Source organism: Citrobacter sp. U14242 (assembly GCF_046555775.1).
GTDB lineage: Bacteria > Pseudomonadota > Gammaproteobacteria > Enterobacterales > Enterobacteriaceae > Citrobacter.
The window spans coordinates 53,709-79,815 of the sequence record NZ_JBKGLW010000017.1 but is presented as its reverse complement, the minus strand read 5'-3'; the positions used below and the strand labels follow the sequence as shown (position 1 = coordinate 79,815).

Annotated in this window: 23 protein-coding genes and 1 tRNA gene; 13 read left to right on the top strand and 11 right to left on the bottom strand. The window is 51.4% G+C overall.

The features are described from left to right. Positions 1-105: 105 nt before the first annotated feature. A tRNA-Met gene (locus tag ACLJXE_RS22540) sits at positions 106-182 on the bottom strand. A 205-nt stretch (positions 183-387) separates the two neighbouring features. Between ACLJXE_RS22540 and mltA the strand changes: the two genes are divergently transcribed. Next, positions 388-1,485, top strand: a complete 1,098-nt coding sequence (mltA, locus tag ACLJXE_RS22535) for a murein transglycosylase A (protein WP_410752080.1) — start codon at positions 388-390, stop codon at positions 1,483-1,485. 113 nt (positions 1,486-1,598) lie between these two features. Next, positions 1,599-2,405, top strand: a complete 807-nt coding sequence (tcdA, locus tag ACLJXE_RS22530) for a tRNA cyclic N6-threonylcarbamoyladenosine(37) synthase TcdA (RefSeq protein ID WP_410752079.1) — start codon at positions 1,599-1,601, stop codon at positions 2,403-2,405. A gap of 42 nt (positions 2,406-2,447) precedes the next feature. Here the strand turns inward: tcdA and csdE are convergent, their stop codons facing one another. After that, on the bottom strand, positions 2,448-2,894 hold the full coding sequence (gene csdE, locus ACLJXE_RS22525; protein ID WP_410752078.1) for a cysteine desulfurase sulfur acceptor subunit CsdE: 447 nt from the start codon (positions 2,892-2,894) through the stop codon (positions 2,448-2,450). After that, positions 2,894-4,099, bottom strand: coding sequence for a cysteine desulfurase CsdA (gene csdA / locus ACLJXE_RS22520; RefSeq protein ID WP_410752077.1), 1,206 nt, complete (start codon positions 4,097-4,099; stop codon positions 2,894-2,896). The genes csdE and csdA overlap by 1 nt, the downstream gene beginning before the upstream one ends. A gap of 192 nt (positions 4,100-4,291) precedes the next feature. Between csdA and ACLJXE_RS22515 the strand changes: the two genes are divergently transcribed. From ACLJXE_RS22515 to rlmM, 4 genes are all read left to right on the top strand, one after another. Then, positions 4,292-4,519: a YgdI/YgdR family lipoprotein gene (locus ACLJXE_RS22515; RefSeq protein ID WP_048213094.1), complete on the top strand. Its 228-nt coding sequence runs from the start codon at positions 4,292-4,294 to the stop codon at positions 4,517-4,519. A gap of 362 nt (positions 4,520-4,881) precedes the next feature. After that, positions 4,882-5,799 carry a glycine cleavage system transcriptional regulator GcvA gene (gcvA, locus tag ACLJXE_RS22510; protein WP_005130970.1) on the top strand — a complete coding sequence of 306 codons (918 nt, stop codon included), beginning with the start codon at positions 4,882-4,884 and terminating at the stop codon, positions 5,797-5,799. Between the two features lie 18 nt (positions 5,800-5,817). Then, positions 5,818-6,213 (top strand): DUF423 domain-containing protein, encoded by a 396-nt coding sequence (locus tag ACLJXE_RS22505; protein ID WP_005130969.1) that lies wholly within the window; start codon positions 5,818-5,820, stop codon positions 6,211-6,213. Continuing rightward, positions 6,206-7,306, top strand: coding sequence for a 23S rRNA (cytidine(2498)-2'-O)-methyltransferase RlmM (gene rlmM / locus ACLJXE_RS22500; protein WP_271441058.1), 1,101 nt, complete (start codon positions 6,206-6,208; stop codon positions 7,304-7,306). Before ACLJXE_RS22505 ends, rlmM begins: the two co-directional genes overlap by 8 nt. A gap of 31 nt (positions 7,307-7,337) precedes the next feature. Here the strand turns inward: rlmM and fucR are convergent, their stop codons facing one another. The 4 genes from fucR to fucI form a co-directional block, all read right to left on the bottom strand. After that, complete coding sequence (gene fucR, locus ACLJXE_RS22495; RefSeq protein ID WP_410752076.1) at positions 7,338-8,066, bottom strand: L-fucose operon activator; 729 nt, start codon at positions 8,064-8,066, stop codon at positions 7,338-7,340. A 58-nt stretch (positions 8,067-8,124) separates the two neighbouring features. After that, the gene (gene fucU / locus ACLJXE_RS22490; RefSeq protein WP_410752075.1) at positions 8,125-8,547 is read right to left on the bottom strand and encodes an L-fucose mutarotase; all 423 of its coding nucleotides are present in this window, start codon (positions 8,545-8,547) and stop codon (positions 8,125-8,127) included. Between the two features lies 1 nt (position 8,548). Next, positions 8,549-9,967: an L-fuculokinase gene (gene fucK, locus ACLJXE_RS22485; protein WP_410752074.1), complete on the bottom strand. Its 1,419-nt coding sequence runs from the start codon at positions 9,965-9,967 to the stop codon at positions 8,549-8,551. 61 nt (positions 9,968-10,028) lie between these two features. Beyond that, entirely contained in the window at positions 10,029-11,804 is a 1,776-nt protein-coding gene (gene fucI / locus ACLJXE_RS22480) for an L-fucose isomerase (protein ID WP_410752073.1), read from the bottom strand. 464 nt (positions 11,805-12,268) lie between these two features. Here fucI and ACLJXE_RS22475 point away from each other — a divergent pair, with 464 nt between their 5' ends. From ACLJXE_RS22475 to fucO, 7 genes are all read left to right on the top strand, one after another. Further along, positions 12,269-13,768 carry a sugar ABC transporter ATP-binding protein gene (locus ACLJXE_RS22475; RefSeq protein WP_286629615.1) on the top strand — a complete coding sequence of 500 codons (1,500 nt, stop codon included), beginning with the start codon at positions 12,269-12,271 and terminating at the stop codon, positions 13,766-13,768. A gap of 3 nt (positions 13,769-13,771) precedes the next feature. Continuing rightward, complete coding sequence (locus ACLJXE_RS22470) at positions 13,772-14,755, top strand: ABC transporter permease (RefSeq protein WP_087856949.1); 984 nt, start codon at positions 13,772-13,774, stop codon at positions 14,753-14,755. Between the two features lie 73 nt (positions 14,756-14,828). Next, positions 14,829-15,779: an ABC transporter substrate-binding protein gene (locus ACLJXE_RS22465; RefSeq protein ID WP_061068495.1), complete on the top strand. Its 951-nt coding sequence runs from the start codon at positions 14,829-14,831 to the stop codon at positions 15,777-15,779. Positions 15,780-15,832: 53 nt separating this feature from the next. Next, positions 15,833-17,413 carry an FGGY-family carbohydrate kinase gene (locus tag ACLJXE_RS22460; RefSeq protein WP_410752072.1) on the top strand — a complete coding sequence of 527 codons (1,581 nt, stop codon included), beginning with the start codon at positions 15,833-15,835 and terminating at the stop codon, positions 17,411-17,413. 66 nt (positions 17,414-17,479) lie between these two features. Further along, complete coding sequence (locus tag ACLJXE_RS22455; RefSeq protein ID WP_410752071.1) at positions 17,480-18,478, top strand: LacI family DNA-binding transcriptional regulator; 999 nt, start codon at positions 17,480-17,482, stop codon at positions 18,476-18,478. A 142-nt stretch (positions 18,479-18,620) separates the two neighbouring features. Further along, positions 18,621-19,268 carry an L-fuculose-phosphate aldolase gene (fucA, locus tag ACLJXE_RS22450; RefSeq protein ID WP_005130946.1) on the top strand — a complete coding sequence of 216 codons (648 nt, stop codon included), beginning with the start codon at positions 18,621-18,623 and terminating at the stop codon, positions 19,266-19,268. 27 nt (positions 19,269-19,295) lie between these two features. Further along, positions 19,296-20,444 (top strand): lactaldehyde reductase, encoded by a 1,149-nt coding sequence (fucO, locus tag ACLJXE_RS22445; protein WP_410752070.1) that lies wholly within the window; start codon positions 19,296-19,298, stop codon positions 20,442-20,444. 75 nt (positions 20,445-20,519) lie between these two features. On the opposite strand, the gene xni is transcribed toward fucO, so the two are convergent. The 4 genes from xni to ppnN form a co-directional block, all read right to left on the bottom strand. Next, positions 20,520-21,275, bottom strand: coding sequence for a flap endonuclease Xni (gene xni, locus ACLJXE_RS22440; RefSeq protein WP_410752069.1), 756 nt, complete (start codon positions 21,273-21,275; stop codon positions 20,520-20,522). A gap of 111 nt (positions 21,276-21,386) precedes the next feature. Then, on the bottom strand, positions 21,387-22,754 hold the full coding sequence (locus ACLJXE_RS22435) for an L-serine ammonia-lyase (RefSeq protein WP_005130943.1): 1,368 nt from the start codon (positions 22,752-22,754) through the stop codon (positions 21,387-21,389). A gap of 50 nt (positions 22,755-22,804) precedes the next feature. After that, positions 22,805-24,094: an HAAAP family serine/threonine permease gene (locus tag ACLJXE_RS22430; RefSeq protein ID WP_286629621.1), complete on the bottom strand. Its 1,290-nt coding sequence runs from the start codon at positions 24,092-24,094 to the stop codon at positions 22,805-22,807. Positions 24,095-24,654: 560 nt separating this feature from the next. Then, positions 24,655-26,019, bottom strand: a complete 1,365-nt coding sequence (gene ppnN / locus ACLJXE_RS22425; RefSeq protein WP_005130941.1) for a nucleotide 5'-monophosphate nucleosidase PpnN — start codon at positions 26,017-26,019, stop codon at positions 24,655-24,657. Positions 26,020-26,107 lie beyond the last annotated feature (88 nt).

Here is a 26,107-nt window from a genome sequence, read left to right as displayed (position 1 = left end):
CGGGGGCCGGATTTGAACCGACGACCTTCGGGTTATGAGCCCGACGAGCTACCAGGCTGCTCCACCCCGCGTCACCGTACTGCTTGTACTTCATCAAATTTTAATTGGTTGCGGGGGCCAGATTTGAACTGACGACCTTCGGGTTATGAGCCCGACGAGCTACCAGGCTGCTCCACCCCGCGTCCGTGGATGCGCACTATACTCTGCTCGCATTTTCATGCAACCCTTTTTTCACCTTGATCACGTTTTAAGGCTGAAAATGAACAAAAACAACGCATTCTGGATTATTTTTTGCTCAAAATTTGCGTTGGGGTATGTATACGCATTTCATTAGGTTCGGGGGTTTGTTATCTTCGTCTCGCATTCAGGCAACATAAGACGAGAACAATGAAAGGACGTTGGGCAAAATATCTTCTGGCGGGGGCGGTAGTCGCGATGCTCGCCGCGTGTTCCTCTAAACCCACCGATCGTGGGCAGCAGTATAAAGACGGGAAATTTACCCAGCCTTTCTCACTGGTGAACCAACCTGATGCGGTTGGCGCGCCAATTAACGCCGGTGATTTCGCCGAGCAGGTTAATCAAATTCGCAGCGCTTCCCCGCGTTTGTACGGTAACCAGAGCAACGTCTACAATGCTATCCAGCAGTGGCTACGTGCGGGCGGTGATACGCGCAGTATGCGCCAGTTTGGTATTGATGCCTGGCAAATGGAAGGGGCGGACAATTACGGTAACGTCCAGTTTACCGGTTACTACACGCCGGTTATCCAGGCGCGACATACACGCCAGGGCGAGTTTCAGTATCCTATCTATCGCATGCCGCCAAAACGTGGGCGCTTACCCTCTCGTGCCGAGATCTACGCAGGTGCGTTAAGCGACAATTACATTCTGGCGTACAGCAACTCTCTGATGGATAACTTCATCATGGATGTTCAGGGCAGCGGCTACATTGATTTTGGTGATGGTAGTCCGCTTAACTTCTTTAGCTATTCCGGGAAAAATGGCCACGCTTATCGCAGTATCGGTAAGGTGCTGATCGATCGCGGTGAAGTGAAGAAAGAAGATATGTCGATGCAGGCTATTCGCCATTGGGGCGAGACGCACAGTGAAGCCGAAGTGCGTGAGCTTCTGGAGCAAAACCCATCATTCGTTTTCTTTAAGCCGCAATCTTTTGCGCCGGTCAAAGGGGCCAGCGCTGTACCGTTGATTGGTCGTGCATCTGTTGCGTCTGACCGCAGTATTATCCCTGCAGGTACGACGTTACTGGCGGAAGTCCCGCTTCTGGACAATAACGGGAAATTCACCGGTCAGTATGAACTGCGCCTGATGGTGGCACTGGATGTCGGTGGGGCCATCAAAGGCCAGCACTTTGATATCTATCAGGGTATTGGTGCCGACGCTGGACACCGGGCAGGGTGGTATAATCACTATGGTCGCGTGTGGGTACTGAAATCTGCCGGCAACGCGGGAAACGTGTTTAGCGGTTAATTGCCTGATGGCTGCGGTATCTTATCTGGCCTACAAATTTAGCGTGTAGGCCGGATAAGCAAAGCGCCAGAGCGGAATGTTCCGCTCTTTTTGTTTTCTCTATCTGAGGTTCTATGTCAGTGGTAATAAGTGATGCCTGGCGTCAGCGTTTTGGCGGCACTGCGCGTTTATATGGTGAACATGCGCTGCAGCTCTTTGCCCAATCGCACGTTTGTGTCGTTGGGATTGGCGGCGTGGGGTCGTGGGCGGCGGAAGCACTGGCGCGTACCGGTATTGGCGCTATTACACTCATCGATATGGATGATGTGTGCGTCACGAATACTAACCGTCAAATCCATGCTTTGCGTGATAACGTCGGCCTGGCGAAAGCTGAGGTGATGGCCGAACGTATACGTCAGATTAACCCGGAGTGTCGGGTGACCGTGGTTGATGATTTTGTCACGCCGGATAACGTTGCCGAATATATGAGCGCAGGATTCTCGTATGTTATTGATGCAATTGATAGTGTACGCCCAAAAGCGGCACTGATCGCATATTGCCGACGTAATAAAGTTCCGCTGGTGACAACCGGAGGCGCGGGGGGACAGATTGATCCCACGCAGATTCAGGTGGTTGATTTGGCAAAAACCATCCAGGATCCGCTGGCGGCGAAGCTGCGTGAGCGGCTGAAAAGCGATTTTGGGGTGGTGAAAAACAGCAAAGGCAAGCTGGGCGTGGACTGCGTGTTCTCGACCGAGGCGTTAGTTTACCCGCAGGCCGATGGGTCTGTGTGTGCAATGAAGGCCACGGCGGAAGGGCCGAAGCGTATGGATTGTGCGTCCGGGTTTGGCGCTGCCACCATGGTGACGGCGACTTTTGGCTTCGTTGCCGTGTCCCACGCGTTAAAGAAGATGATGGCGAAGGCAGCGCGTCAGGGATAAGTTAGTTAGCCGGATGGCGCTTATGCTTATCCGGCAAAATGCTTATACAGCTTGCTGTGCCGCCTCAAGAATCGCCTCGTTCAGCGCATTCAGTCCCTGACTGCGTGAGGCGCTGAGCTGCGCCCGCAGACCTAACTCATCAAAAAACGCCATCGGCGAGCACCCCTGTAACTCCGCGACAGTTTTGCCTTCGACGGTGGTGAGTAAAACCGCCAGCAGGCCGCGCACAATTCGGCCTTCACTATCACCGAAGAAGTGAAGTGTGCCATTCTCATGCAGGCTGTACCCCAGCCAAACGCGGTTTTCACATCCGGCAATCTCTTTTGCCTGCGCCTTCAGATCATCCGAAAGGGCCGGAAGTTGCTTACCCAGTAGAATAAGTTGACGATATTTATCTTCCCACTGGGTGAGCGGGATAAAAGTATTGCGTAACGTCTCTTCAGTTACGATTGTGCCAAACGGGTGTCCGGCAAACAGAGGGCTTGTCATTAGTCCACCAATATTTCCAGTGCGCGGTCAACAGCCGTGACCAACGCGTCAACATCGCTTCGGGTATTATAAGGTGCAAATGAAGCGCGCAGGGTGCCTGATACGCCAAGTTCTGCCAACAGCGGTTGCGCGCAGTGCTGTCCTGCGCGCAAAGCGATGCCATATTCTGCCAGCAGCGTGACCATATCGCTGTGGTGCACACCCATAAAATCAAAGGCTAACAGGCTGGAGTCCTGGCAGCGGAAGGAGCGAAATCCCGGCCGTTTCGCCAGCGCATCTTCTGCCAGCGTAGCCAAACTGCGGCTCCAGTTTTCGGCCTGTACGATGTCGATATCCGCCAGCCATTCCAGCGCCGAGCTCAGGCCGATGACCCCAGCCACGTTAGGCGTGCCTGCCTCAAGCTTCCACGGTGCCGCTTGTGTGGTGAAACCGTCAAAGCTGACTTCGCTAATCATTTTACCGCCGCCGAGCCATGGCGACATGGCTTCCAGCAGCTCTGGCTTACCATACAAAACGCCGATTCCGGTCGGTCCGTACAGCTTATGACCAGAAAAAGCATAGAAATCAATATCCAACTGCTGCACATCTGCAGGGAAATGCACCACGCCCTGGGCGCCGTCCACCATCACTACCATACCTGCCGCATGGGCAAGCGTAATGGCGTGCGCTAAATCCGGGCAGCCACCGGTGACGTTAGACATCTGTCCCAGCGCCAGTATGCGACTGCGCGAGGTGATGAGTTCAGGTAAACGCCCAACGTCAGGGAGTAACTGGGCATTGAGCGGCAGTTTGACGACCTTAGCACCCGTTTGCTCCGCCACCATCAGCCAGGGAACCAGGTTGGCGTGATGTTCTGCCACGCTAACGATAATCTCGTCGCCCGGCTGTAAGCGCGGACGCGCGTAACTTTGGGCAACCATGTTGATCGCTTCCGTCGTACCACGGGTCCAGACCACCGTCTTGTCATCGGGAGCATTGATGAGACGCGCGACTTTTTCCCGCGCGGCCTCATAGCGTGCGGTCAGACGCTGGGCTTGTGCAAACTGGCTGCGATGGACGTTTCCGGCGCTCAGACTATAAAACTGATGGGTCGCCTCAATCACCGCCTGCGGCTTCAATGCCGTCGCGGCGCTGTCGAGATAGACACCTGCATCGTTGAGTGCGGGAAATTGTGCGCGAAACTGCGTGGGGTTAAAAGCGTTCATGGTATTCCTCAGTTCAGTAAACCGATCGTGGCGCAAAAAGGGCGCAGACACAAGGGTTGCGCTAACCATCGGAATCCTCTGGATATCCCGGCGAGGTCTGTGCAGTGTCTTATGCTAAATAGTGTTAGGCGAATAATTTTGCCTGTTATGGAATTCGTTTTATCTGGCATAAATTGCTGTGAGGAGAAGAATATGAAAAAGACTACTGCCATAATCTCTGCCTGTATGCTGACTTTTGCCCTGAGCGCCTGTTCCGGTCCGAATTACGTGATGCACACCAACGATGGCCGGACAATCGTGTCTGACGGTAAGCCAAAGACCGATAATGAGACAGGAATGATTTCGTATAAAGACGCTAACGGCAACAAACAGCAGATTAACCGTACCGATGTGAAAGAGATGGTAGAACTGGAGAAATAGCCGGTCGTCATTGGCAGACACACGGACAAAAAAAAGCACCGCAATTTGGCGGTGCTACATTAATCACTATGGACAGACAGGGTAAATGTACAGGAAGTGAAAAAGGGTAGCTTTGCTACCATGGTCTGAATCGCAGACCAATTGCAAACACAACAACACAACATCACAACCGTAAGCCAAAAGCCCACCAGAACACGCATTCCGATAAAACTTTTCGTTCCGGCTTCAGGAAGTGCCGCCACTATAGGTATTTGCTGGTAGAACCTCAACGGACAATTTATAATGGCTCAGATTAAAAAAACTAATAGGTTACAGCCTGTTAGGTAATTGTTAAATTCATTTAACATCAAAGCCTAAAAGTCATGTCAAAACGATTACCACCCTTAAATGCGTTACGTGTTTTTGATGCTGCCGCGCGCCATTTAAGCTTTACGCGCGCAGCAGAAGAACTTTTTGTGACGCAGGCCGCAGTAAGTCACCAAATCAAGTCACTTGAGGATTTTTTGGGGCTGAAGCTGTTTCGTCGGCGCAATCGATCGCTGTTGTTGACGGAAGAGGGGCAAAGCTATTTCCTCGACATCAAAGAGATTTTTTCGCAATTAACCGATGCGACGCGTAAACTTCAGGCACGCAGTGCAAAAGGCGCGCTTACCGTCAGTTTATTGCCCAGTTTTGCGATTCAATGGCTGGTGCCCAGACTCTCTAGCTTTAACTCAGCTTATCCGGGAATCGATGTCAGGATCCAGGCCGTGGACCGTCAGGAAGATAAACTGGCCGACGACGTCGATGTGGCTATTTTCTACGGACGAGGCAACTGGCCTGGCTTACGCGTAGAGAAATTGTACGCAGAATACTTGCTACCAGTTTGCTCTCCTTTATTGCTGACTGGCGATAAACCGCTGAAGACGCCTGAAGATCTGGCAAAACATACGTTATTGCACGATGCGTCACGTCGTGACTGGCAAGCTTATACGCGCCAGCTCGGGCTGAATCATATCAACGTACAGCAGGGACCTATCTTCAGCCATAGCGCCATGGTGCTACAGGCCGCTATCCATGGACAGGGCGTTGCGTTGGCCAATAACGTTATGGCGCAGTCCGAAATTGAAGCCGGACGTCTGGTTTGTCCTTTTAATGATGTTCTGGTCAGCAAAAACGCATTTTATCTGGTTTGTCATGACAGTCAGGCAGAACTGGGTAAAATAGCCGCCTTCCGTCAGTGGATACTGGCGAAAGCGGCCACGGAACAAGAAAAATTCCGCTTTCGTTATGAACAATAATTTACGTAGGGTATTAACATGACCAGCCGTTTTATGCTGATTTTTGCCGCCATCAGTGGCTTTATCTTTGTCGCTCTGGGAGCCTTTGGGGCACATGTTCTGAGTAAAACCCTCGGCGTTGTTGAAATGGGGTGGATCCAGACTGGCCTTGAGTATCAGGCATTTCATACGCTGGCTATTTTTGGTCTGGCCGTCGCCATGCAGCGACGTATTAGCATTTGGTTTTACTGGAGTAGCGTGTTTCTGGCATTAGGGACCGTGCTGTTTAGCGGCAGTCTGTATTGCCTCGCGCTTTCTCATTTACGCCTGTGGGCGTTTGTTACCCCCGTCGGTGGTTTTAGCTTCCTTGTAGGCTGGGCACTGATGTTAGTGGGCGCTATTCGATTGAAACGTAAGGGCGTAAGCCATGAATAAGGTTGTATTGTTGTGTCGCCCGGGTTTTGAAAAAGAGTGCGCCGCAGAAATTACGGATAAAGCAGGGCGTCGCGAAATCTTTGGTTTCGCCCGCGTCAAAGAAAATGCGGGTTATGTCATCTTTGAATGCTATCAGCAGGAAGATGCGGAAAAGCTGGTTAAAGAGTTGCCGTTCAGTTCACTGATTTTTGCCCGCCAAATGTTTGTTGTCGGCGAGCTACTGCAATATTTGCCGCCGGAAGACCGCATCACACCGATCGTCGGTATGCTGCAGGGTGTGGTGGAGAAAGGCGGCGATTTGCGTGTCGAAGTTGCCGACACGAATGAAAGCAAAGAGCTGGTTAAATTTTGCCGCAAATTTACCGTACCGCTTCGCGCCGCGCTGCGTGAAGCGGGTGTGCTGGCAAAGTATGAAACGCCAAAACGTCCGGTAGTGCACGTCTTCTTTATTGCACCTGGCTGTTGCTACACTGGCTACTCCTGGCCTGATAATAACTCGCCGTTCTATATGGGGATTCCGCGACTGAAATTCCCGGCTGATGCGCCGAGCCGTTCAACGCTGAAGCTGGAAGAGGCGCTGCATGTGTTTATTCCTGCCGATGAGTGGGATGAGCGTCTGGCCAATGGAATGTATGCCGTTGATTTAGGAGCATGTCCTGGCGGTTGGACCTATCAACTGGTTAAACGCAATATGTGGGTGTACTCGGTGGATAATGGTCCGATGGCGCAAAGCCTGATGGATACCGGGCAGGTCACCTGGCTGCGGGAAGATGGATTTAAGTATCGCCCGAATCGTAACAACATTTCGTGGATGGTCTGCGATATGGTGGAGAAACCGGCCAAAGTTGCTGCGCTGATGGCGCAATGGCTGGTGAACGGCTGGTGCCGCGAGACGATTTTTAACCTTAAGCTGCCGATGAAAAAGCGCTACGAGGAAGTGTCGCAAAACCTGGCGTATATTCAGGCACAGCTTGATGAGCATGGCGTGAATGCGCAGATTCAGGCGCGTCAGCTTTATCACGACCGTGAAGAAGTCACCGTGCACGTGCGCCGTCTGTGGGCTGCCGTCGGTGGTCGCCGCGACGAACGATAATACTTATTTGCCGGATGGCGGCGTGACCGCCTCATCCGGCCTGGATTGTTTCAATCATTTCTGTATCTGAAATAATATGCGTCACATTTTCCAGATGCCCAATCTGCGCCTCACCCGAGCGATTAAATTTACTCTTATCAATCAATAATAATGACTGCGCCGCACGTTTAAGCAGGATGGATTTAAAATCGGCGTTGGTAGCATTTGAATCCCAGAGTGTACCGCCGCGGTCGATCCCCTCGCAGGAAAAGATAAACAGGTCGATATCAAGTGACTTTAGTTGTGAGATGAGCGATGGATTAACGTAGCAACCGTATTTACGCTCAAGTCGACCACCAGAACTGATCAGCTGAATATTTTCACGTTTTCCCAATTCGAGGCAAATCGGTTGGCTATTCGTAAATACGTGAATGTTAATGTCTGGCAACAGGCGAGCCAGGTACCAGCAGGTAGAACTGGCATCCAGAGCGATCACCATGCCTTCCTCTATCCACGTTAACGCGTCTCTGGCGATATCGGCTTTGTGGGAATAATGGCTTTTCAGTCTGATATGAAACGGCTCGCCGCAGTCCTGGTTTACCCGATGTATCACTTTGGCTCGCCCGTGATTACGCAGAACCTTACCCTGCGCCTGCAGTTGCGTAAGATCGCGACGGATAGTTTCTTTACTGACATTGAGCTGTGAGGATAAGGTTTCAGTCGTCAGACTTTTATGGTTGCTCAACAGATCCAGGAGCGCTTGCAGGCGTGCTGCTTTCATGTTTTCTCACCCCATCATGCGGTGAATGCCCGTACCTGCCGGGCATTCAGGTAAGAGATTATGGCGTTACCCCTTTTTTTAACAGGATATTTCCGTACTTTGCCCGCTCCCCTGTAATAACGATTGCGAATACTTTTTGTGCTCGTTCATAAAATGCATAACGGTCAATGCGAGTGATGTCCGGGCAAGGTGTTTGTAATGACAGGGCCTGCCGATATCGCGCTTCTACGTCGGGGTCGAGCGAGTCTCCTTCGACGGCGGCCATCATCACCAGTGGTGGGGCGTAACTGTCCAGTTCAAACAGCGGAATAATCGCCCGCAACAGGTCGCCGACCTGCAGACCATCGGCCCGGATCACCTGTGGTCCCATGCTGTGGGCCGGAAAGTGGGCGTCGGAAAAGATAATCTCATCACCGTGACCCATTTCAGCCAGCACCTTCAGCAGATCAGGGGAAATTAAGGGGGAAATCGTTTTGAGCATGTCACTCGACTCCTGTGAATACGGATTCTGTTTGTGGATAGAAGTAACGATATTGATAGTCCACCTGCGCACGAGCCAGCTCCGGAGAGGCAAATTCGCCAATACCTGACCAGGCAAACATCGCCGCGCCGGCGACGGTGGTTTCGGCGTCATCCAGCACTTTGATGGGGATACTCAGAACGTTCGCTTTAATCTGATTCCACAGCGCGTTGCGACTTCCTCCGCCAACCAGCAACAGCTCTGTCGCCTGGAAGTGACCGATGGTTTCCAGCGTGTGCAGATTTTGCCGCAGCTGTTGGGTGAGGCCCTCCAGCGCCGCACGATAAAAGTGCCCACGGGTGCTATTGAGCGTGACGCCTTGCCAGCCCGCGCTTGCACCGCTGAGTAGATCGCACTGCATTTTTACGCCATCAGCCCCTGCCGGAATGGCCTGTGCCTCATCGATAAGCGTTTGCCATGGTGTATCGGCAGTCCACAGTAGCTTGCGTACCCATTCGAGGACGCCGGAAGCCAGCCACTGCATTCCGGGGGTGTACAACCCGGCCTGACAGTCCAGTTCGCAGGTGGAGCCGGAATAATGGCTCAGCAGTGGAGTATTCACCTGTGCGCTGCGTACCATCAGTATTTCCCATGTACCGGAAGAGAGCACGGGTTCATCTGGTTGTGCGCCTGCGCCAAAGAGCGCAAACTGCGTGTCGTGGCCGGCAGAAATAACCGGAATGCCCGCTGTGAGCCCAAGTTGCTTTGCCGCGTCATTTTTCAACGTTCCGATCTGCTCTCCCGCTTCAACTAAACGTGGAAACAGTCGGCGTGCAATCCCGGTAGCCTGCAAAATATCAACACTGAAATCTCGCTGATGAATATCCAGCATCTGACTGGTACCGGCCATGGTGATATCTGTGGTGAACTCACCGGTGAGGCGATGGTTGAGCAGTGATGAAATAAATAGCCAGGCGTGTGCCTGTTCCAGCAATTGCGGGTGATTCTCTTTAAGCCATACCAGCTTGTACAGCGTGTTGAAGCTGAATGCGCCGACGCCGGATATATCCTGTAATTTCTGAGGTGATATCCATTGGCTGATAGAGGCCATGATGGCGGCGGTACGTGGACATTTCCAACTGATAACCGGATAAAGCAGTTTGCCATACGCATCAACCAGCGCGCCATCAACGCCAAATGTGGTGACCGTTATCCCTCGAATATTACAGGCGGTCAGTTCCGTTGTGAGTTGTTGGCAGCAATCGGCAAAGCGCTGCACAATGGCGTCGAGGGACCACTGATGCCAGCCAGCGTTCTCTATGGCGGTATCACTGGCGTTCGGGGTTGAGGCGCGGGCGATAATTTTTCCCTGGCGGTCAACAGCAATGGCTCGCACGTTCGTCGCACCACAGTCGAGGACCAAAATAACGTCATTATTCATAATCTCCCCCGAGATGTTGCCGGATGGCGGCGTAAACGCCTTATCCGGCAATCGCAGATGCTTAACGCTTATACAGCGGGCCGTAGTTTTGGCAGGCGCGATAGTCCTGGCCTTCGCTATCCATACCGTGGGCAGCCCATGCGGAAGGGCGATAGATCTTCTCTTCTTCCACGTTGTGCATACACACTGGGATACGCAGCATGGCGGCGAGCGTAATAAAGTCCGCACCAACGTGGCCAATCGTCAGCACACCGTGGTTGGCACCCCAGTTAGCCATGACGGAATAGACATCGTTGAACGGACCTTTGCCGGTTAAGCGCGGTGCAAACCAGGTTGTTGGCCAGGTAGAGTTGGTGCGAGCATCAAGCTGAGCATGCACCTCCTTCGGTAATTCCACACTCCAGCCTTCCGCAATTTGTAGCACTGGGCCCAGGCCTTTGATGATATTGATGCGGGTCATGGTGAACGGTACGCCACCTTCGGTAAGAAAACGGGAAGAGTAGCCGCCGCCCCGGAAATACTCGTGGATCGCCGGACACCATTCGGTCGCCGCCAGGCAATCATCGGCTTCCTGCTGTGAGATCTCCCAATGTGGTTTCATGGTTGGCTGGCCTTCGCTGTCACGCTGTTTGCAGGAACCATCCAGTGCCGCAGAGCCGGAGTTAATCAGGTGAATAATGCCGTGCTCAGCAAGACCGGTTAGCGGTTTACCTGTGACGCGTTCTACTGCTTCCGGTGACCAGTAGGTCCGTACATCAGCAAAAACCTGCGCCGTGCCAGTGAGCTGGTGGCCAAACAACATTGCGACACCGTTCAGGCTGTCGTTCTCGGTGGCGACGACATACGGTTCGCGCACGCCATTCCAGTCAAATGAGCTATTCAGCAACGCTTCGGCGGTGTCGCCGTTTGGATATTGATCCGTCCAGTGGCGCTGGCCCTGGAAACCGGCGGCAATCGCGTTGTACCCCATAGACTCTTCAACCCGGCCTTTCTCTGCCAGTTTCTGGTTACCCTGCATCATGTCGCGGATGCACATTGCCATCAGCAGGCTCTCTTTCAGCACTGCACGGCTCTGTTCTTCATTTCGCTTATACTGTTGTGCGTTCTGATCCTCACCATAACGGAAATGTTTATCCGCCCACGCCAGGGCAATTTCCAGCTCCGCTTCGTCATAGATTTTCTGGTCGATGCGACGACGCAATTCTGTCATATCAACAGGTTGAACCTTCATTCCCAGCCAGGATTCAAAGAAGTTATGGTCGACAATAGAGCCTGCAATTCCCATTGAAACGCCGCCGACGGACAGATAGCTTTTGCCTTTCATGCTGGCAACGGCTAAACCTGCCCGAGTGAAACGCAGCAGTTTTTCTTCAACATCGGCAGGGATAGTGGTATCACCTGCATCCTGCACGTCATGACCGTAAATAGAGAAGGCGGGAAGCCCTTTTTGATTATGTGCAGCCAGTGCGGCAGCCAGATACACGGCACCTGGACGTTCCGTCCCGTTGAAACCCCAGATGGCCTTCGGGCGCATGGGGTCCATATCGATAGTTTCGCTGCCGTAGCACCAACACGGCGTGACGGTAATTGTCACGCCGACGTTCAGGCGACTGAATTTTTCTTCACAGGCGGCAGATTCAGCTAATCCGGCAATACAGGTGTCTGCGATAACGCACTCGATCTGTGCCCCGCAGGCATAACGAAGTTTCTCGGAAATCAGTGCTGCAGTGGCTTTTGCCATGTTCATGGTTTGTTCTTCGAGCGACTCGCGTACACCCATACGACGCCCATCAATCACCGGACGGATACCGATTTTCGGTAAACTATTTTTTTTCATTCGAGGTTCCTCATCTCACTTTATGCCGTGCTGCAAAAGCGGATGTCGGACACCACTGTCGCAGTTGGCTGAATTACCCATTTTTGCTAACTCGAGTTAGCTTAGGTATCAGAGAGTTTTTTGCACAACTTTTTTGTTATGGAACTGTGAGAAACCTCACGAGAAGTGGTTAAAATTCGATCTACGTCAAATAAACAAATACAGACTTTCTCATTAAATTCTTTTTAAATTAATAAGATAAAATAAATTGTCTGTTCAGTGTCACAGTTTTAAACCAAATGATTTGGCTATTTTTGGCAGCTAAAATAGCTTTAAAAGGCAATCGCTAACTCGAGTTAGCATCATTGATAAAACGCATATGATCTTGTAGGCACATTCGCATTAACGGTGACGATGGCTTCCCGGCAACGCTGTTTTTCGCCTGATTCACTGATTACAGTTTCTGTATATTGAGGAAAGCAGCAATGTCTGAAACATTTTTACAGATGAGTCATATTACGAAACGCTTTCCCGGCGTATTAGCGTTGAGTAATGTGGATTTTACTTTACGCAAAGGTGAGGTTCATGCGCTGTTGGGGGAGAATGGCGCGGGAAAGTCTACCCTGATGAAAATTTTATCCGGTGTATATCAACCTGATGAAGGTGATATTATTTTTGAGGACCAACCCGTTTCGTTTGCAAACCCATTGAGCGCACAAAGTCTCGGTATAACCATTATTCATCAGGAGTTTAACCTTTTTCCTGAGCTGACGGTCGAAGACAATATATTTATTGGCAGGGAGTTTTGCAAAAATAATCGCTGGCGTCTGGATGAGAAACAACAGCGACAGGCTGCTATCGATATTTTGCAAAAATTAAACCTGAATATCTCCCCAGACACGCTGGTTGCCGATCTTACTGTTGCTCAGCAACAAATGGTTGAGATTGCGAAAGCGATATCGGTGAATGCCAAGATTCTTATTATGGATGAACCAACGGCGGCGTTGACGGAAACCGAAATTGACAGTTTATTCCGGGTTACACGTTTACTTAAAGAACAGGGAACGGGCATCGTTTATATCTCGCACCGACTGGAGGAGTTGGCGCTGATCGCCGATCGCGCTACCGTCATGCGGGATGGACAGTTTATTGCCACAGTGGATTATGACTCGGTCAAAATCAGCGACCTGATTGCCATGATGGTTGGGCGTGACCTTGGTAATATCTATCCCCGCCGGGAGCCTCAACCCCAGCGTAAACCTGTGCTGGAAGTCAGTGGCCTGACGCGCAAAGGCGTACTGAACAATATCGATTTTACCTTGCATCAGGGGGAAATCTTAGGCTTTGCCGGACTGATGGGGGCCGGGCGTACAGAGCTGGCACGGGCGATCTTTGGTGCCGATCCCATCGACAGCGGAACCATCAAGCTGAACGGTAAAGAGACGGTAATCAAAGATATTCCTGATGCCATCCAGCAAGGTATTAGCTACTTAACCGAGGACAGAAAAAAAGAGGGCCTGGCATTAGGATTGTCCGTTGAACGCAATATTATGCTAGGAAATTACCCCGAGTATTCCAACCGATATGGCAACGTGGATAGCAAACGCTGTCAGCAAACCAGCGAAGAGCAGGTGAAAGCACTGCGTATTAAGACGCCACATCTTGAACAGGCTGCGTTGAATTTAAGTGGCGGTAATCAGCAAAAAATTATTATTGCCAGATGGGTATGCAAGGACACCGACATTCTCATCTTTGATGAACCCACGCGCGGTATTGATGTGGGAGCCAAACTTGAAATTTATGAATTAATGAATCGACTGGTGGCAAAAGGGAAATCAATTATCATGATTTCCTCTGAATTACCGGAAGTGCTGGGTATGTGCGATCGCATTTTAGTTATGCGTAATGGGCGTATTACCGGAGAGTTAGCTTCTGATGACGCCACACAAGAAAAAATCATGCAATATGCGACGTTAGAGGACTAATTTATGACTATCTCTGTAACCTCTTCAGACAGCAATAATAAGAAAATAAAAATTAACAAAGAGCTTTTAATGCGCCTGGCGCCGCTTTTGAGTCTGATTATTCTGGTGATATTTTTTAGTTTTGGATCACCTTTCTTCTTTAACACTGAAAACATTATGACCATTGCCCTGCAAACCTCGGTGATTGGCATCATGGCAATTGGTGTGACTTTCGTCATTATCACCTCAGGAATTGACCTTTCTCTCGGTTCGGTAGTGGCCTTTTCTGGCGTAGCGGTAGGCATTTGCGCCACCCTGGGTTTACCTTTGCCGGTATGCATTCTGGCTGGTGTACTCGCTGGTGGATTATGCGGCTATATCAATGGGTTGCTGGTCACTAAAATGACTATTCCACCCTTTATTGCCACCCTGGGTCTGATGATGTCCGTCCGGGGGATCAATATGGTGATGACTGATGGCCGGGCGATTTACTTTGCTGATTATCCCACCTTCAAGATGCTGGCGCAGGGACGCTTGTTCGATGTGCTGCCTTATCCCGTTTTTTATCTCGTGGTCGTCGCACTGATCGCCGCATATATTCTCAAGAAAACGGTGATTGGCCGTTATGTTTATGCCGTGGGGAGTAATGAGGTTGCGGCACACCTGTCCGGGATTAAAGTCCAGCGCGTGAAAATTTTCGTCTACGCATTTTGTGGTCTGCTGACCGGGATTGCTGGGGTCATTCTGGCTTCTCGTCTTAACTCGGGCCAGCCGACCGTTGGTGTGGGCTATGAACTGGAAGCCATTGCTGCGGTGGTCATTGGCGGCACGAGCCTGATGGGGGGGATTGGTACTATTGGCGGCACCATTATCGGCGCATTCATTATGAGCGTGTTGAAAAATGGTCTGAACCTGATGGGCGTCTCGCAGTTCTGGCAAATGGTGGCTATGGGCGTCGTCGTTATCGCCGCGGTTTATCTCGACACTTTACGCAAAAAAATTCGTTGATTTACGCACCCGGAAGTCACGGGACAACATAACCCTGACGTTTAGGGTGACTCACTCAGAACGGAGTAAAACAATGAGAACCAGGAATTTTGTCTATGCGTTATCCCTGCTGGCCTGCATGACATCCAGCGCACTGGCTAAAGATATGAACCTTCCTGTGGTCAGTAAAGGTTTCCAGCATGAATTCTGGCAGACCGTAAAAATGGGTACCGAAGCGGCAGCGAAAGAGTTGGGCGATAAGACCAGCTATGTTGGGCCTGCCGATGAAACTCAGATTGCTGAGCAGATTCAGTTGGTTGAAAACGCAATGGCGCAAAAACCTAATGGGTTGCTGTTGGCGGCATTAGACGCCAATGCGCTTGCACCACTGGTTGAAACAGCGAATTCACGCGGCATAAAGGTTGTAACGTTTGACTCAGGCGTAAATTCTGACATTCCTGTCAGCTTTGTGGCAACGAATAACCGTAAAGCAGGGGCTGAAGCGGCAGATGCTCTCGCTGCACAAGTGGGTAGCAAAGGGAAAGTCGGCATTATTGCGCACGTGGCCGGAACCTCTTCCGCAATTGAACGTTCGGAAGGTTTTGTGGCCAGAATGAAGGAAAAATATCCGGATATCAAAGTACTGCCGGTTCAGTACAGCGATGGCGATCCGCAAAAAGCGATGGATAAAACCATCGATATGATCCAGGCGAATCCCGATATTGCCGGGATCTACGGCACCAATGAAGGCTCAACGCTGGGTGTGGCGAACGCCATTGATAGCCAAAACCTGAAAGGTAAAGTGAAGGTGATTGGTTTTGATAGCACCGAAGCAATCATTGCCTTCCTGAAATCAGGCGTGATCCAGGGCTTTGTTGTACAGGACGCGTACCAGATTGGCTATCAGGGTATTAAGACGCTGAATGCGGCCGTGTCAGGTCAGTCAGTACCGAAAGAAATTGATATTCCGGTGAAATTTGTTAATGCGCAGAACATTGATACACCGGAAATCGACAAGTTATTACATCCATTCGGTAAAAAATAAGACCGCGGGGGCGGTACATTCGCCCCATTATTAGCCAGCATCAGGGAGCTACTATGAGCAGTGGATATTTCCTCGGAGTGGATGTCGGTTCTGCCAGTGTCAGGGCTGGTGTTTTTGATGCCAGTGGCAAACGGCTGGCTTTTGCGACATTCCCTATCTCGCAGTTTCGACCTGGCCCTGAGCGGGTAGAGCAGTCATCTGCCGAAATCTGGCAGCAGGTTTGCCATGCCGTGAAAGAGGCGGTGTCGTCAGCCGGGGTTTGTGTTGAGGAGATCCGCTCGTTGGGGTTTGATGCCACCTGTTCGTTAGTGGCTCTGGATGAACAGGGGCAGGGTCTGGCGGTTTCACCTGGTGAACCGTCAGACCACAACATCATCATGTGGATGGATCATCGTGCTGTGCAGGAGACACAGCGTATCAACGCTACACAGGACCCAGCGTTGCGCTATGTCGGTGGTGAAGTCAGTGTCGAAATGGAACTACCCAAAGTGTTGTGGCTAAAAAACCATTTCCCTGCGACCTGGCAGAGTGCACACCGCTTCTACGATCTGGCGGATTTTTTGGTCTGGAAAGCCACCGCTTGTGATGTTGCAGGTCTGTGTACTTTAACCTGTAAATGGAACTATCTGGCACATGAACAACGCTTTAGCCACTCCCTGCTGGATGCGGTTGAATTAACGGATTTACTGAACAAAATTCCGTCGCGGATCCTGCCTCCTGGCGCGGCGGTTGGGACGCTAAGCCCCGAAGCTGCGCATGCGCTGGGGCTGACGACAGCAGTGGTGGTCGCCAGTGGCATGATTGATGCGCATGCGGGTGGTGTGGCGCTTGCCGGTGTCGAGCCTGCGGGAACATTGGCGTTGATCAGCGGAACATCAAACTGCCATATGTTGTGCAGCGAGCAGGAAATTCATACACCGGGTGTATGGGGGCCGTACTGGTCCGCCATGCTGCCTGGTTACTGGCTGACGGAAGGGGGACAAAGCGCTGCTGGGGCGCTGGTTGACTGGACGCTTCAGGAGTCAGGTGCCAGCGCTGAGTTGTATCACAAGGCTGAGGCACGGGGTTGTCATCCGATAGTGTTAGTTAATGAATGGGTGGCTGCACTGGAAGAGCAGGAGCCAGAGCCTGGTCGTCATCTGCATGTACTGGCCGATCATCACGGAAACCGCTCCCCGCGTGCGCGACCCGATGCCCGTGGCAGCGTATGTGGCTTGACTCTTGAGCGCGGCGAGCGGCAGGTTGCCCGCTTGTATCTGGCAACATTACAGGCGATTGCCTGCGGCACCCGACACATTATGGAAGTGATGCGCGAAAACGGTCATACCATTTCTCGACTGACACTGTGTGGCGGCGCAACACATAATCCACTGTGGTTGCGAGAGTATGCAGACGCCACCGGATGCGATATCCATCTTTTGCAGGAAGAAGATGCTGTGACGTTAGGTGCGGCTATCACCGGTGCGGTAGCCTGCGGGGTGTGGGCAAATGTTCCCTCCGCCTGCCGGGCGATGGTTCGCCCAGGCGGGGTGATTAAAGCTAATCCGGCACGACAGGACTTCTATGACCGTAAATACCAGGCATATCTGATGATGTGGGATCAACAGCAGGCGCTTAACCAGGTTATGCAGTAAGACAAAAGTTTAAAATACTTTTATGATTGTGAATTGACGTTTTTGGATGTGAACTGGGACATATAAATGGCTAAAACAGTAGAACAGATAGCCAGCGATCTGAATTTATCGGTAACGACCGTGCGACTGGTGCTGAACGGGAAGGCTGAGCAATATCGTATCAGTGTCAAAACCCAAACGCGTATTAATGAATACGTTGAACGGTATGGTTATGTCATAAACCATTCAGCCCGCAGCCTGAAACTGAATAAAACAGATACGTTGGGGCTGATTGTGCCCAATATATCTAACGTCTTTTTTGCCACACTTGCCGAGAAACTTGAACAACGTTGCCGTCGCTCTGGATACCAATTAACGATTAGTTGTACCTACGATGATGTTGATTATGAAAACAAATTAACTAAAGCGCTAATAGCTCGTAATGTTGATGGTCTTTTTATTGTTCCCTCAACATTAGAGAATCAGCAACACCATTTGCGTCAGGTCAGAAAACCGATGGTGCTACTCGACAGGGATTTTAAGTATACCGATAACGCGCTGGTTGAAAGTCATAACATTTTAGGTGGTGAAAAGCTGACGCAAAGTTTGTTTGATGCAGGAAAATCTCCGATCTGGTTTTTAGTCGGGGATACCGGATTGCCCAGTATTGGTGATCGTTTGAAAGGTTATCTTAACGCATTGAACAGTAATGGGATTGCTCATCGTGACTGGGTGCGTGAAGGTCCGGATAATACGCCGGATGGTGGCTACCGGTTGATGGAGAAATTGATCAATGAACAGGGCTGTCCGCAGGCGTTTATTGCCTCATCATTACCTGTGCTGGAAGGTGCCGTCATTGCTATTCGCAATCGTTTTGGTGTGATTCCACCGGATATTAATATCGGCACATTTGATGAACATCCGATGCTGGGATTCCTCGCTAATAATGTCTGGTCAATGCAGCAGGATGAAAATGTCTGGGCGGAAAAAGCCTTCGCTATGATGATGAGTGCTATTGATGACCAGCCAATTAAAGAAACTGTAAAAGTTGAGATGAAGCTAATTAAGCGTGTAAGACAACAATAATTCGTCGCACTAACTAAATCGGCCAACTGAATCTGAATAAATATGTTCAGTGGCTGCTCATACCTGAAACCTGACCCGTCTTACTCTGCGGCAGCATTTTTTCGCAATAAAGACGAGGGGCAACTGTACCCGGAGAATCATTATGGAAAGAATGCGTTTATCACGTGAAATCATCGAAACCTGCCTGGAAATGACCCGTCTTGGGTTGAATCAGGGAACCGCCGGAAATGTGAGTGCGCGATATGAAAATGGAATGCTGATCACACCCAGCGGTATCCCTTACGAAAGACTCACTGAAAACATGATCGTGTTCGTAGATAACGACGGCAAATATGATAAAGGACAATTACCTTCCAGTGAATGGCGTTTTCACCTGGCGGCTTATCAGACGCGCCCGGATGCCAATGCGGTCGTTCATAACCACGCGATTCATTGCACCGCCGTGTCGATTCTGAACCGTCCGATTCCGGCAATCCATTACATGATTGCCGCGGCTGGGGGGAACTCTATCCCGTGTGCGCCGTATGCGACGTTTGGTACACGAGAGCTGTCAGAGCATGTGAGCGTCGCTTTGAAAAGCCGTAAGGCAACGTTGTTGCAGCACCATGGGTTGATTGCCTGTGAAGCGAATCTGGAAAAAGCACTATGGCTGGCGCATGAAGTGGAAGTCCTGGCCCGCCTTTATCTGAGCACCCTGGCGATTGTCGACCCGGTGCCGGTGCTGGATGACGAAGAGATCGCCATTGTGCTGGAGAAATTCAAATCTTACGGATTACGAATTGAAGAGTAATTTCGCATAGCGAAAAGGAGAAATACGATGGCGAACAGAATGATTCTGAATGAAACGGCATGGTTTGGCCGGGGGGCTGTTGGGGCATTAACGGACGAGGTCATCCGCCGGGGTTATCGCAAGGCTTTGATTGTCACCGATGCAAACCTGGTACAGTGCGGCGTTGTCGATAAGGTGACATCCCGTATGGATGCCGCTGGTTTACCGTGGGAAATCTATTCCGGCGTGATCCCGAATCCCACCATTGCAGTGGTGAAGGAGGGATTGGGCGTCTTTCAGCAAAGTGGTGCTGATTATCTGATAGCGATAGGCGGCGGCTCCCCGCAGGATACCTGCAAAGCGATTGGCATTATCCACAATAACCCTGAGTTTGCCGATGTACGCAGTCTTGAAGGGTTATCGCCAACACGTGCTGCGAGCGTACCGGTGATGGCAATCCCTACGACGGCAGGGACGGCAGCGGAAGTGACCATTAACTATGTGATCACGGATGAAGAAAATCGGCGTAAATTTGTCTGTGTCGATCCGCATGACATCCCGCAGGTGGCGTTTATTGATGCCGATATGATGGACGGTATGCCTGCCGCGTTAAAAGCGGCGACTGGGGTCGATGCGTTGACCCATGCTATTGAAGGTTATATTACGCGGGCGGCGTGGGCACTCACTGACGCGTTGCACATCAAAGCCATTGAGATCATTGCCGGAGCCTTGCGCGGCTCTGTTAATGGTGACAGCCAGTCCGGTGAGGCAATGGCGCTTGGTCAGTACGTTGCCGGGATGGGATTTTCCAACGTCGGTCTGGGACTCGTGCATGGGATGGCGCATCCGCTAGGGGCCTTTTATAACACTCCGCACGGCGTTGCCAATGCCATTTTGTTACCGCACGTGATGCACTACAACGCCGAATACACCGGAGAGAAATTCCGCGATATTGCTCGCGCAATGGGCGTGAAGGTGGAAGCGTTGACGCTGGATGAGGCGCGTAAAGCTGCTGTAGATGCAGTGTTTGCGCTTAACCGCGATGTGGGGATCCCGCCGCACTTACGTGATGTGGGGGTACGTAAGGAAGATATTCCTGCGCTGGCGCAGGCGGCATTTGACGATGTTTGCACTGGCGGTAATCCGCGTGAAGCAAGCATTGCCGATATTGTCGAGCTTTACCATACCGCCTGGTAATCGCCTGGCGTTTATCCGGCCTACAGGGGGTACGATGCGTAGGCCGGATAAGCGCAGCGCCATCCGGCAATAAGACTACCGTGCCAGCCGCAGCTGCTGGAGATTTCCGTCAATATGTAAGTCCGTTTGCAGGCGCGCGATATCACGGCACAGAAACGCCATCTCTTTATGTATTTCGAGTTTCTTACGCCACTTTTCCGGCACGTCTTCCAGATGTGCGTAAATCCCTTCCAGATGCTGAAACTGAACGAGTAGCTGTGTTGCGCTCTTGGGACCAATACCTGCAACGCCCGGCACTTTTGAGCTACTGATCCCGGCCAGTCCCCAATAATCTGGCAACTGCTGAGGCATTACGCCAAATTCTTTCTCAATGAACGGCGCATCCAGCCAGCGCTTCTGGAAATAGTCGCGAATACGCAGGGTAGGAGAGAGCAGCTGGCAGTAGCCTTTATCGGTTGAGACGATGGTGGCCTGATGCCCCGCCTGGGTGACTTTAACCGCCAGCGTTGCGGCTAAATCATCGGCTTCATTCCCACTGGAAACCCAACAACAGACGCCGCGCTGTTCGAAGGCCGCGCGTAAGGCGGGCATTTCGTGATGCAATTCGTCAGGCATTGGCGGGCGACCCGCTTTGTAGTCGGGCAGGCGCTGGTGACGCCATCCGCTGTTACGCGCTTCGTCATCAAATACCGCCACGGCGTGCGTGGGCTGGCTGTGCACAATCAATAAATCGAGCGCATGCTGGCAGGTTTCCACACAGGGCGATCCCTGAACGGCGTGAATGCGGCGGATGAGATTGAGTGCATCGACAATGAGCAGATGGACGGCCACGGTGTTCTCCCTGATAAATCAGGCTGTAGGGTAACATTCATGGTTGGGGGAGGCGAATAGTTGGACGCAAAATGGGAAGAGGCCTCGTAAAAGAGACCTCTTAAGGTGCCGTTAATCGCAGGTGACAATCTTCATCGCCAGGCCGCCGCGAGAGGTTTCGCGGTATTTGGCGTTCATATCTTTACCTGTCTCGTACATGGTCTCGATAACTTTATCGAGGCATACACGTGGCTCGCTGGTACGGCGTAGTGCCATACGAGCAGCGTTCACCGCTTTCACCGATGCAATGGCGTTACGCTCAATGCACGGAACCTGAACTTGTCCGGCTACGGGATCGCAGGTCAGACCCAGGTTGTGTTCCATACCGATTTCTGCGGCGATACATACCTGCGTCGGGCTACCGCCCAGCAGCTCTGCCAGACCTGCCGCCGCCATAGAACACGCTACACCGACTTCACCCTGACAGCCGACTTCAGCACCTGAAATTGAGGCATTCATCTTGTACAGGGAACCGATGGCGCTTGCGACCAGCATATAGCGTGCCAGTGAGTTAGCGTTCACTTCGCGGATAAACTTGTCATAGTACGCCAGCACTGCAGGAACAATCCCGCATGCGCCGTTAGTCGGGGCGGTAACTACACGTCCACCGGCAGCGTTCTCTTCGTTCACGGCCAGCGCAAACATGTTGATCCAGTCTACAACAGCCATCGGGTCAGTCGTGGTTTTGTCACTGCTAACCAGCATACGACGCAGCGCTGCCGCACGACGCGGAACGCGCAGTTTGCCCGGTAAAACACCTTCGGTGGTGATACCGCGCTCAATTCCACTACGCATCACTTCCCAGACGTTTGCAAAGTGCTGTTCCAGCTCTTCTTTGCTGTGCAGGGCTAGCTCATTCTGCATCATCAGACCGGAAAGTGACAGGCCGGTTTCCTGACAGTGTCGTTGCAAATCGGCTGCAGATTTATACGGATACGGTACGTTTACCGGATTGTTATTCGGCAAACCAAAGTGTTCTTCATCAACGATAAATCCACCGCCGATGGAATAATACGTCTGGCTGTAAATGGCTTTTTCGCCTGCCAGCGCGGTAATACGCATCCCGTTCTCGTGCAGTGACAGATTATCTGTATGGAAATTCATGCACTTATCAACCGGGAATTCGACCTCATGTTGACCGTCTGCCAGCAGCAAACGTCCATGGGTATTCACATCCTGGATAAAGGCCGGGATAGCATCAATGTCTACGGTATCCGGCAGATTACCTGCCAGGCCCATAATAATCGCGATGTCGGTATGGTGTCCTTTCCCGGTCAGGGACAGAGAGCCATAGACATCAACCACTACGCGGGTTACGTCAGTCAATATTCCGCGTGCAATCAGGTCGTCCGTGAATTGTTTGCCTGCTTTCATTGGTCCCACAGTGTGGGAGCTGGAAGGGCCAATGCCGATTTTGAAGATATCGAATACGCTAATCATTAGGCGTCCATTGTGTAACGAGGTGCGCCGCCGGAAGGCGGCGCAGGGGATTAACTAAACAGCGAGTAGAAAATAGCGGAGATGGCAATCAGACCCATAATCACAACGAACACGTTGCTGATGTGGCCACTGTATTTACGCATTGCCGGTACTTTCTGAATCGCATACATCGGCATCAGGAACAGAATCATCGCGATGATTGGGCCACCCAGGGTCTCAATCATACCGAGGATGCTCGGGTTCAGCGTTGCCACAATCCAGGTGGTTACCAGCATGAACAGCGCAGTGATTTTGTTCAGTTTGTTGATTTCGATGGACTTGCCTTTGCTACGCAGAGACTTAATTACCATACCGTTGAAACCTTCACGCGCGCCCAGGTAGTGGCCGAGGAAGGATTTGGTGATAGCGATAATCGCGATGATCGGTGCCATCCAGGCAATGATCGGTGCGTTAAAGTGGTTCGCCAGATAAGACAGGATAGAGATGTTCTGCTCTTTTGCCGCAGCCAGATCCGCCGGAGTCAGGCTGAATACGCAGCTGAAGACGAAGAACATAACGGTCAGCACCATCATGATGTGAGCGAATGCCAGAATCTTGGAACATTTCTTCTCAGCTTCATCACCGTACTCTTCACGTTTCGCCACGGCGAAGGAGGAGATGATCGGTGAGTGGTTGAAGGAGAACACCATAACCGGGATGGCCAGCCACAGGGTCAACAACAGGCCGTTACCGGTGGTTGCTGCAGAGTCAAAAGACAGCGTTTCCAGAACTGCACCGCTCCACTGTGGGATCAGGTATAGCGCCAGCAGCATCAGTGCCGCAACAAACGGGAATACCAGGATGCTCATCGCTTTTACGATCATCTGCTCACCGAAGCGCACGATGGTCATCATGCCGACAATCAGAATCAGAGAGAGGATTGCACGCGGCGGCGGAGTAATCGCCAACTGGTGAGTCAGGAAGCTTTCAACGGTGTTGGTGATTGCCACGCTGTAAACCAGCAGAATTGGGTAGATAGCGAAGAAGTAGAGCAGAGTAATCAGTTTACCTGCGCCAACGCCAAAGTGCTCTTCTACAACTTCAGTGATGTCTTCACCCGGATTTTTACCGGACAACACGAAGCGGGTCAGACCACGGTGAGCAAAGAAGGTCATTGGGAAGGCAAGAATGGCCATGATGATCAGCGGGATCATACCGCCAACGCCTGCGTTAATTGGCAGGAATAATACGCCCGCGCCAATCGCCGTGCCGTAAAGGCCCAGCATCCACATGGTGTCTGTCTTGCGCCATGCGCTGCGGGTCTGGCCCGTAACGATAGTGCTGGTTTGCGTGTTTTCCATCTGTTTCTCCTGGAGGAAGCTTAAAAAGTCGGGTTTGGGTTCAATCCAATGAAAAAATACCCGACTGTAAAACGAAATTCGTTTAGCGATTTTTATATAATTTTTCGCCGTAATAATTTTCGGGCGGAAAGATACATTTAAGTAATGAATGTATCAGTGATCGCGATCTCAAATGCAATAATCCACCTTTTATGTGGATAAATTTGGACCATTAATCTGTTAAAAAATAGTCAAAGCGAATTTACGGGCGTGAAGGCTAACATTAACGACATATGGCATGAAAGGCAGGGTGCGAAGATACGAGGGTTGCGCTATAAAAACTGTTGTTTTTAGTGAATTCTGGCGACTAATTATAATTTGCGGCGATAAATCACGGTTTTCTTTGAAAGGTAATCGTTTGCTTTTTGGGTCTCTTCAGGCGAAAGATAATCGATATTTATGTTATGGCGTGAGCTATGTGACTGGTATCACTAAAAAAGCCGGGAGGCTGATGCGCCAAACCCGGCTTTGATATGGACAAAACTGTCACCGAGGTAGCATCAGCTACCTGGTTTTGAAGGTTATGCGCAGATCTCGTAACAAGGGATATACGCAGTGCCCGGCAACTTCATACGATGTTGTGCAACAAAGCCCTGCAGGAGATCGTCCATGCGGCGCATCATCTCAGGGTCCCCGTGGATTTTGTACGGGCCAAACTCTTCAATGGCGCGAATGCCGACTTCTTTCACGTTCCCCGCGACAATACCGGAGAACGCGCGACGCAGGTCTGCCGCCAGCACTTCAACAGGCTGGTCTGGATACAGTTTCAGATTCGCCATGTTTTCGTGGGACGGTTCGAACGGCATCTGCAAATCAGGCGCGATGCGAATTGACCAGTTAAAGCTGTAGGCATCACCGGTGTCCCGGCGGTTCTCTTTCACCAGCGGCATCGCTTTTTTCATCAGACGAGCGACTTCCGCTGCATCGTCAATGATAATGCGATAGTGACGGCGCGCCTCTTCTCCCAGCGTGTGCACGATAAACTCGTCCAGTACGCGGAAGTAATCTGCGCTCTCTTTTGGCCCGGTCAGGATCAATGGCAGAACCTGATCTTTGTTCGCCGGATTCATCAGTATACCCAGCAGGTACAGCAGCTCTTCTGCAGTTCCAACGCCGCCGGGGAAGATGATAATGCCGTGAGCGATACGGACGAACGCTTCCAGACGTTTTTCAATGTCCGGCATGATGATGAGCTCGTTAACCAGCGGGTTTGGTGGTTCTGCAGCGATAATTGACGGCTCGGTCATACCGATAAAGCGGCTGTCTTTGTAGCGCTGCTGAGCGTGGCCGACTGCGGCCCCTTTCATTGGCGCTTCCATCGCGCCCGGACCACACCCGGTGCAGATGTTCAGTTCACGCAGGCCTAACTGAGTGCCCACGCGACGCGCATATAGGTACTCGTTCTCGTTGATTGAGTGACCGCCCCAGCAGACGACCATGTTCGGCGCTTCACCGACGTGAAGTGCCCGGGCGTTACGCAGAATGGAGAAGACCAGGTTGGTGATGTGAACCGAGCTTTCGAGATCCAGATGCTGAAAACGACCTGCGTTATGGATCTGACCATTGACGAATAAAATGTCGCGCAGTACGGCAAACAGGTTGGCCTGCAGCGCGCGAATGATGCGCCCATCGACAAACGCGTCTTCAGGTGGGTTGATCAGTTCCAGCTTCACACCGCGTTCACGGCGCAGCACGTTAATGTCGAAACTTTCAAAACGAGACAGCAGCTCTTTGCTGTTGTCTGTCAAACTGCCGGAGTTCAGAACGGCAAGCGAACAGTTACGAAACAGTTGATACAGGTCGCTGCTGGCCGTGCGTTTAAGCATATCGACTTCCAGCTGCGACAACATGTCCATTGAGCCAAGCGGGCTAATATGTGTAATCAAGTAAACTCCTTACGGGACGAGAGATATCATCCTCTGTTGATTACAATAGCCCTGGCGTATGACCTTTCACAACCTTGCGTGCGGAATC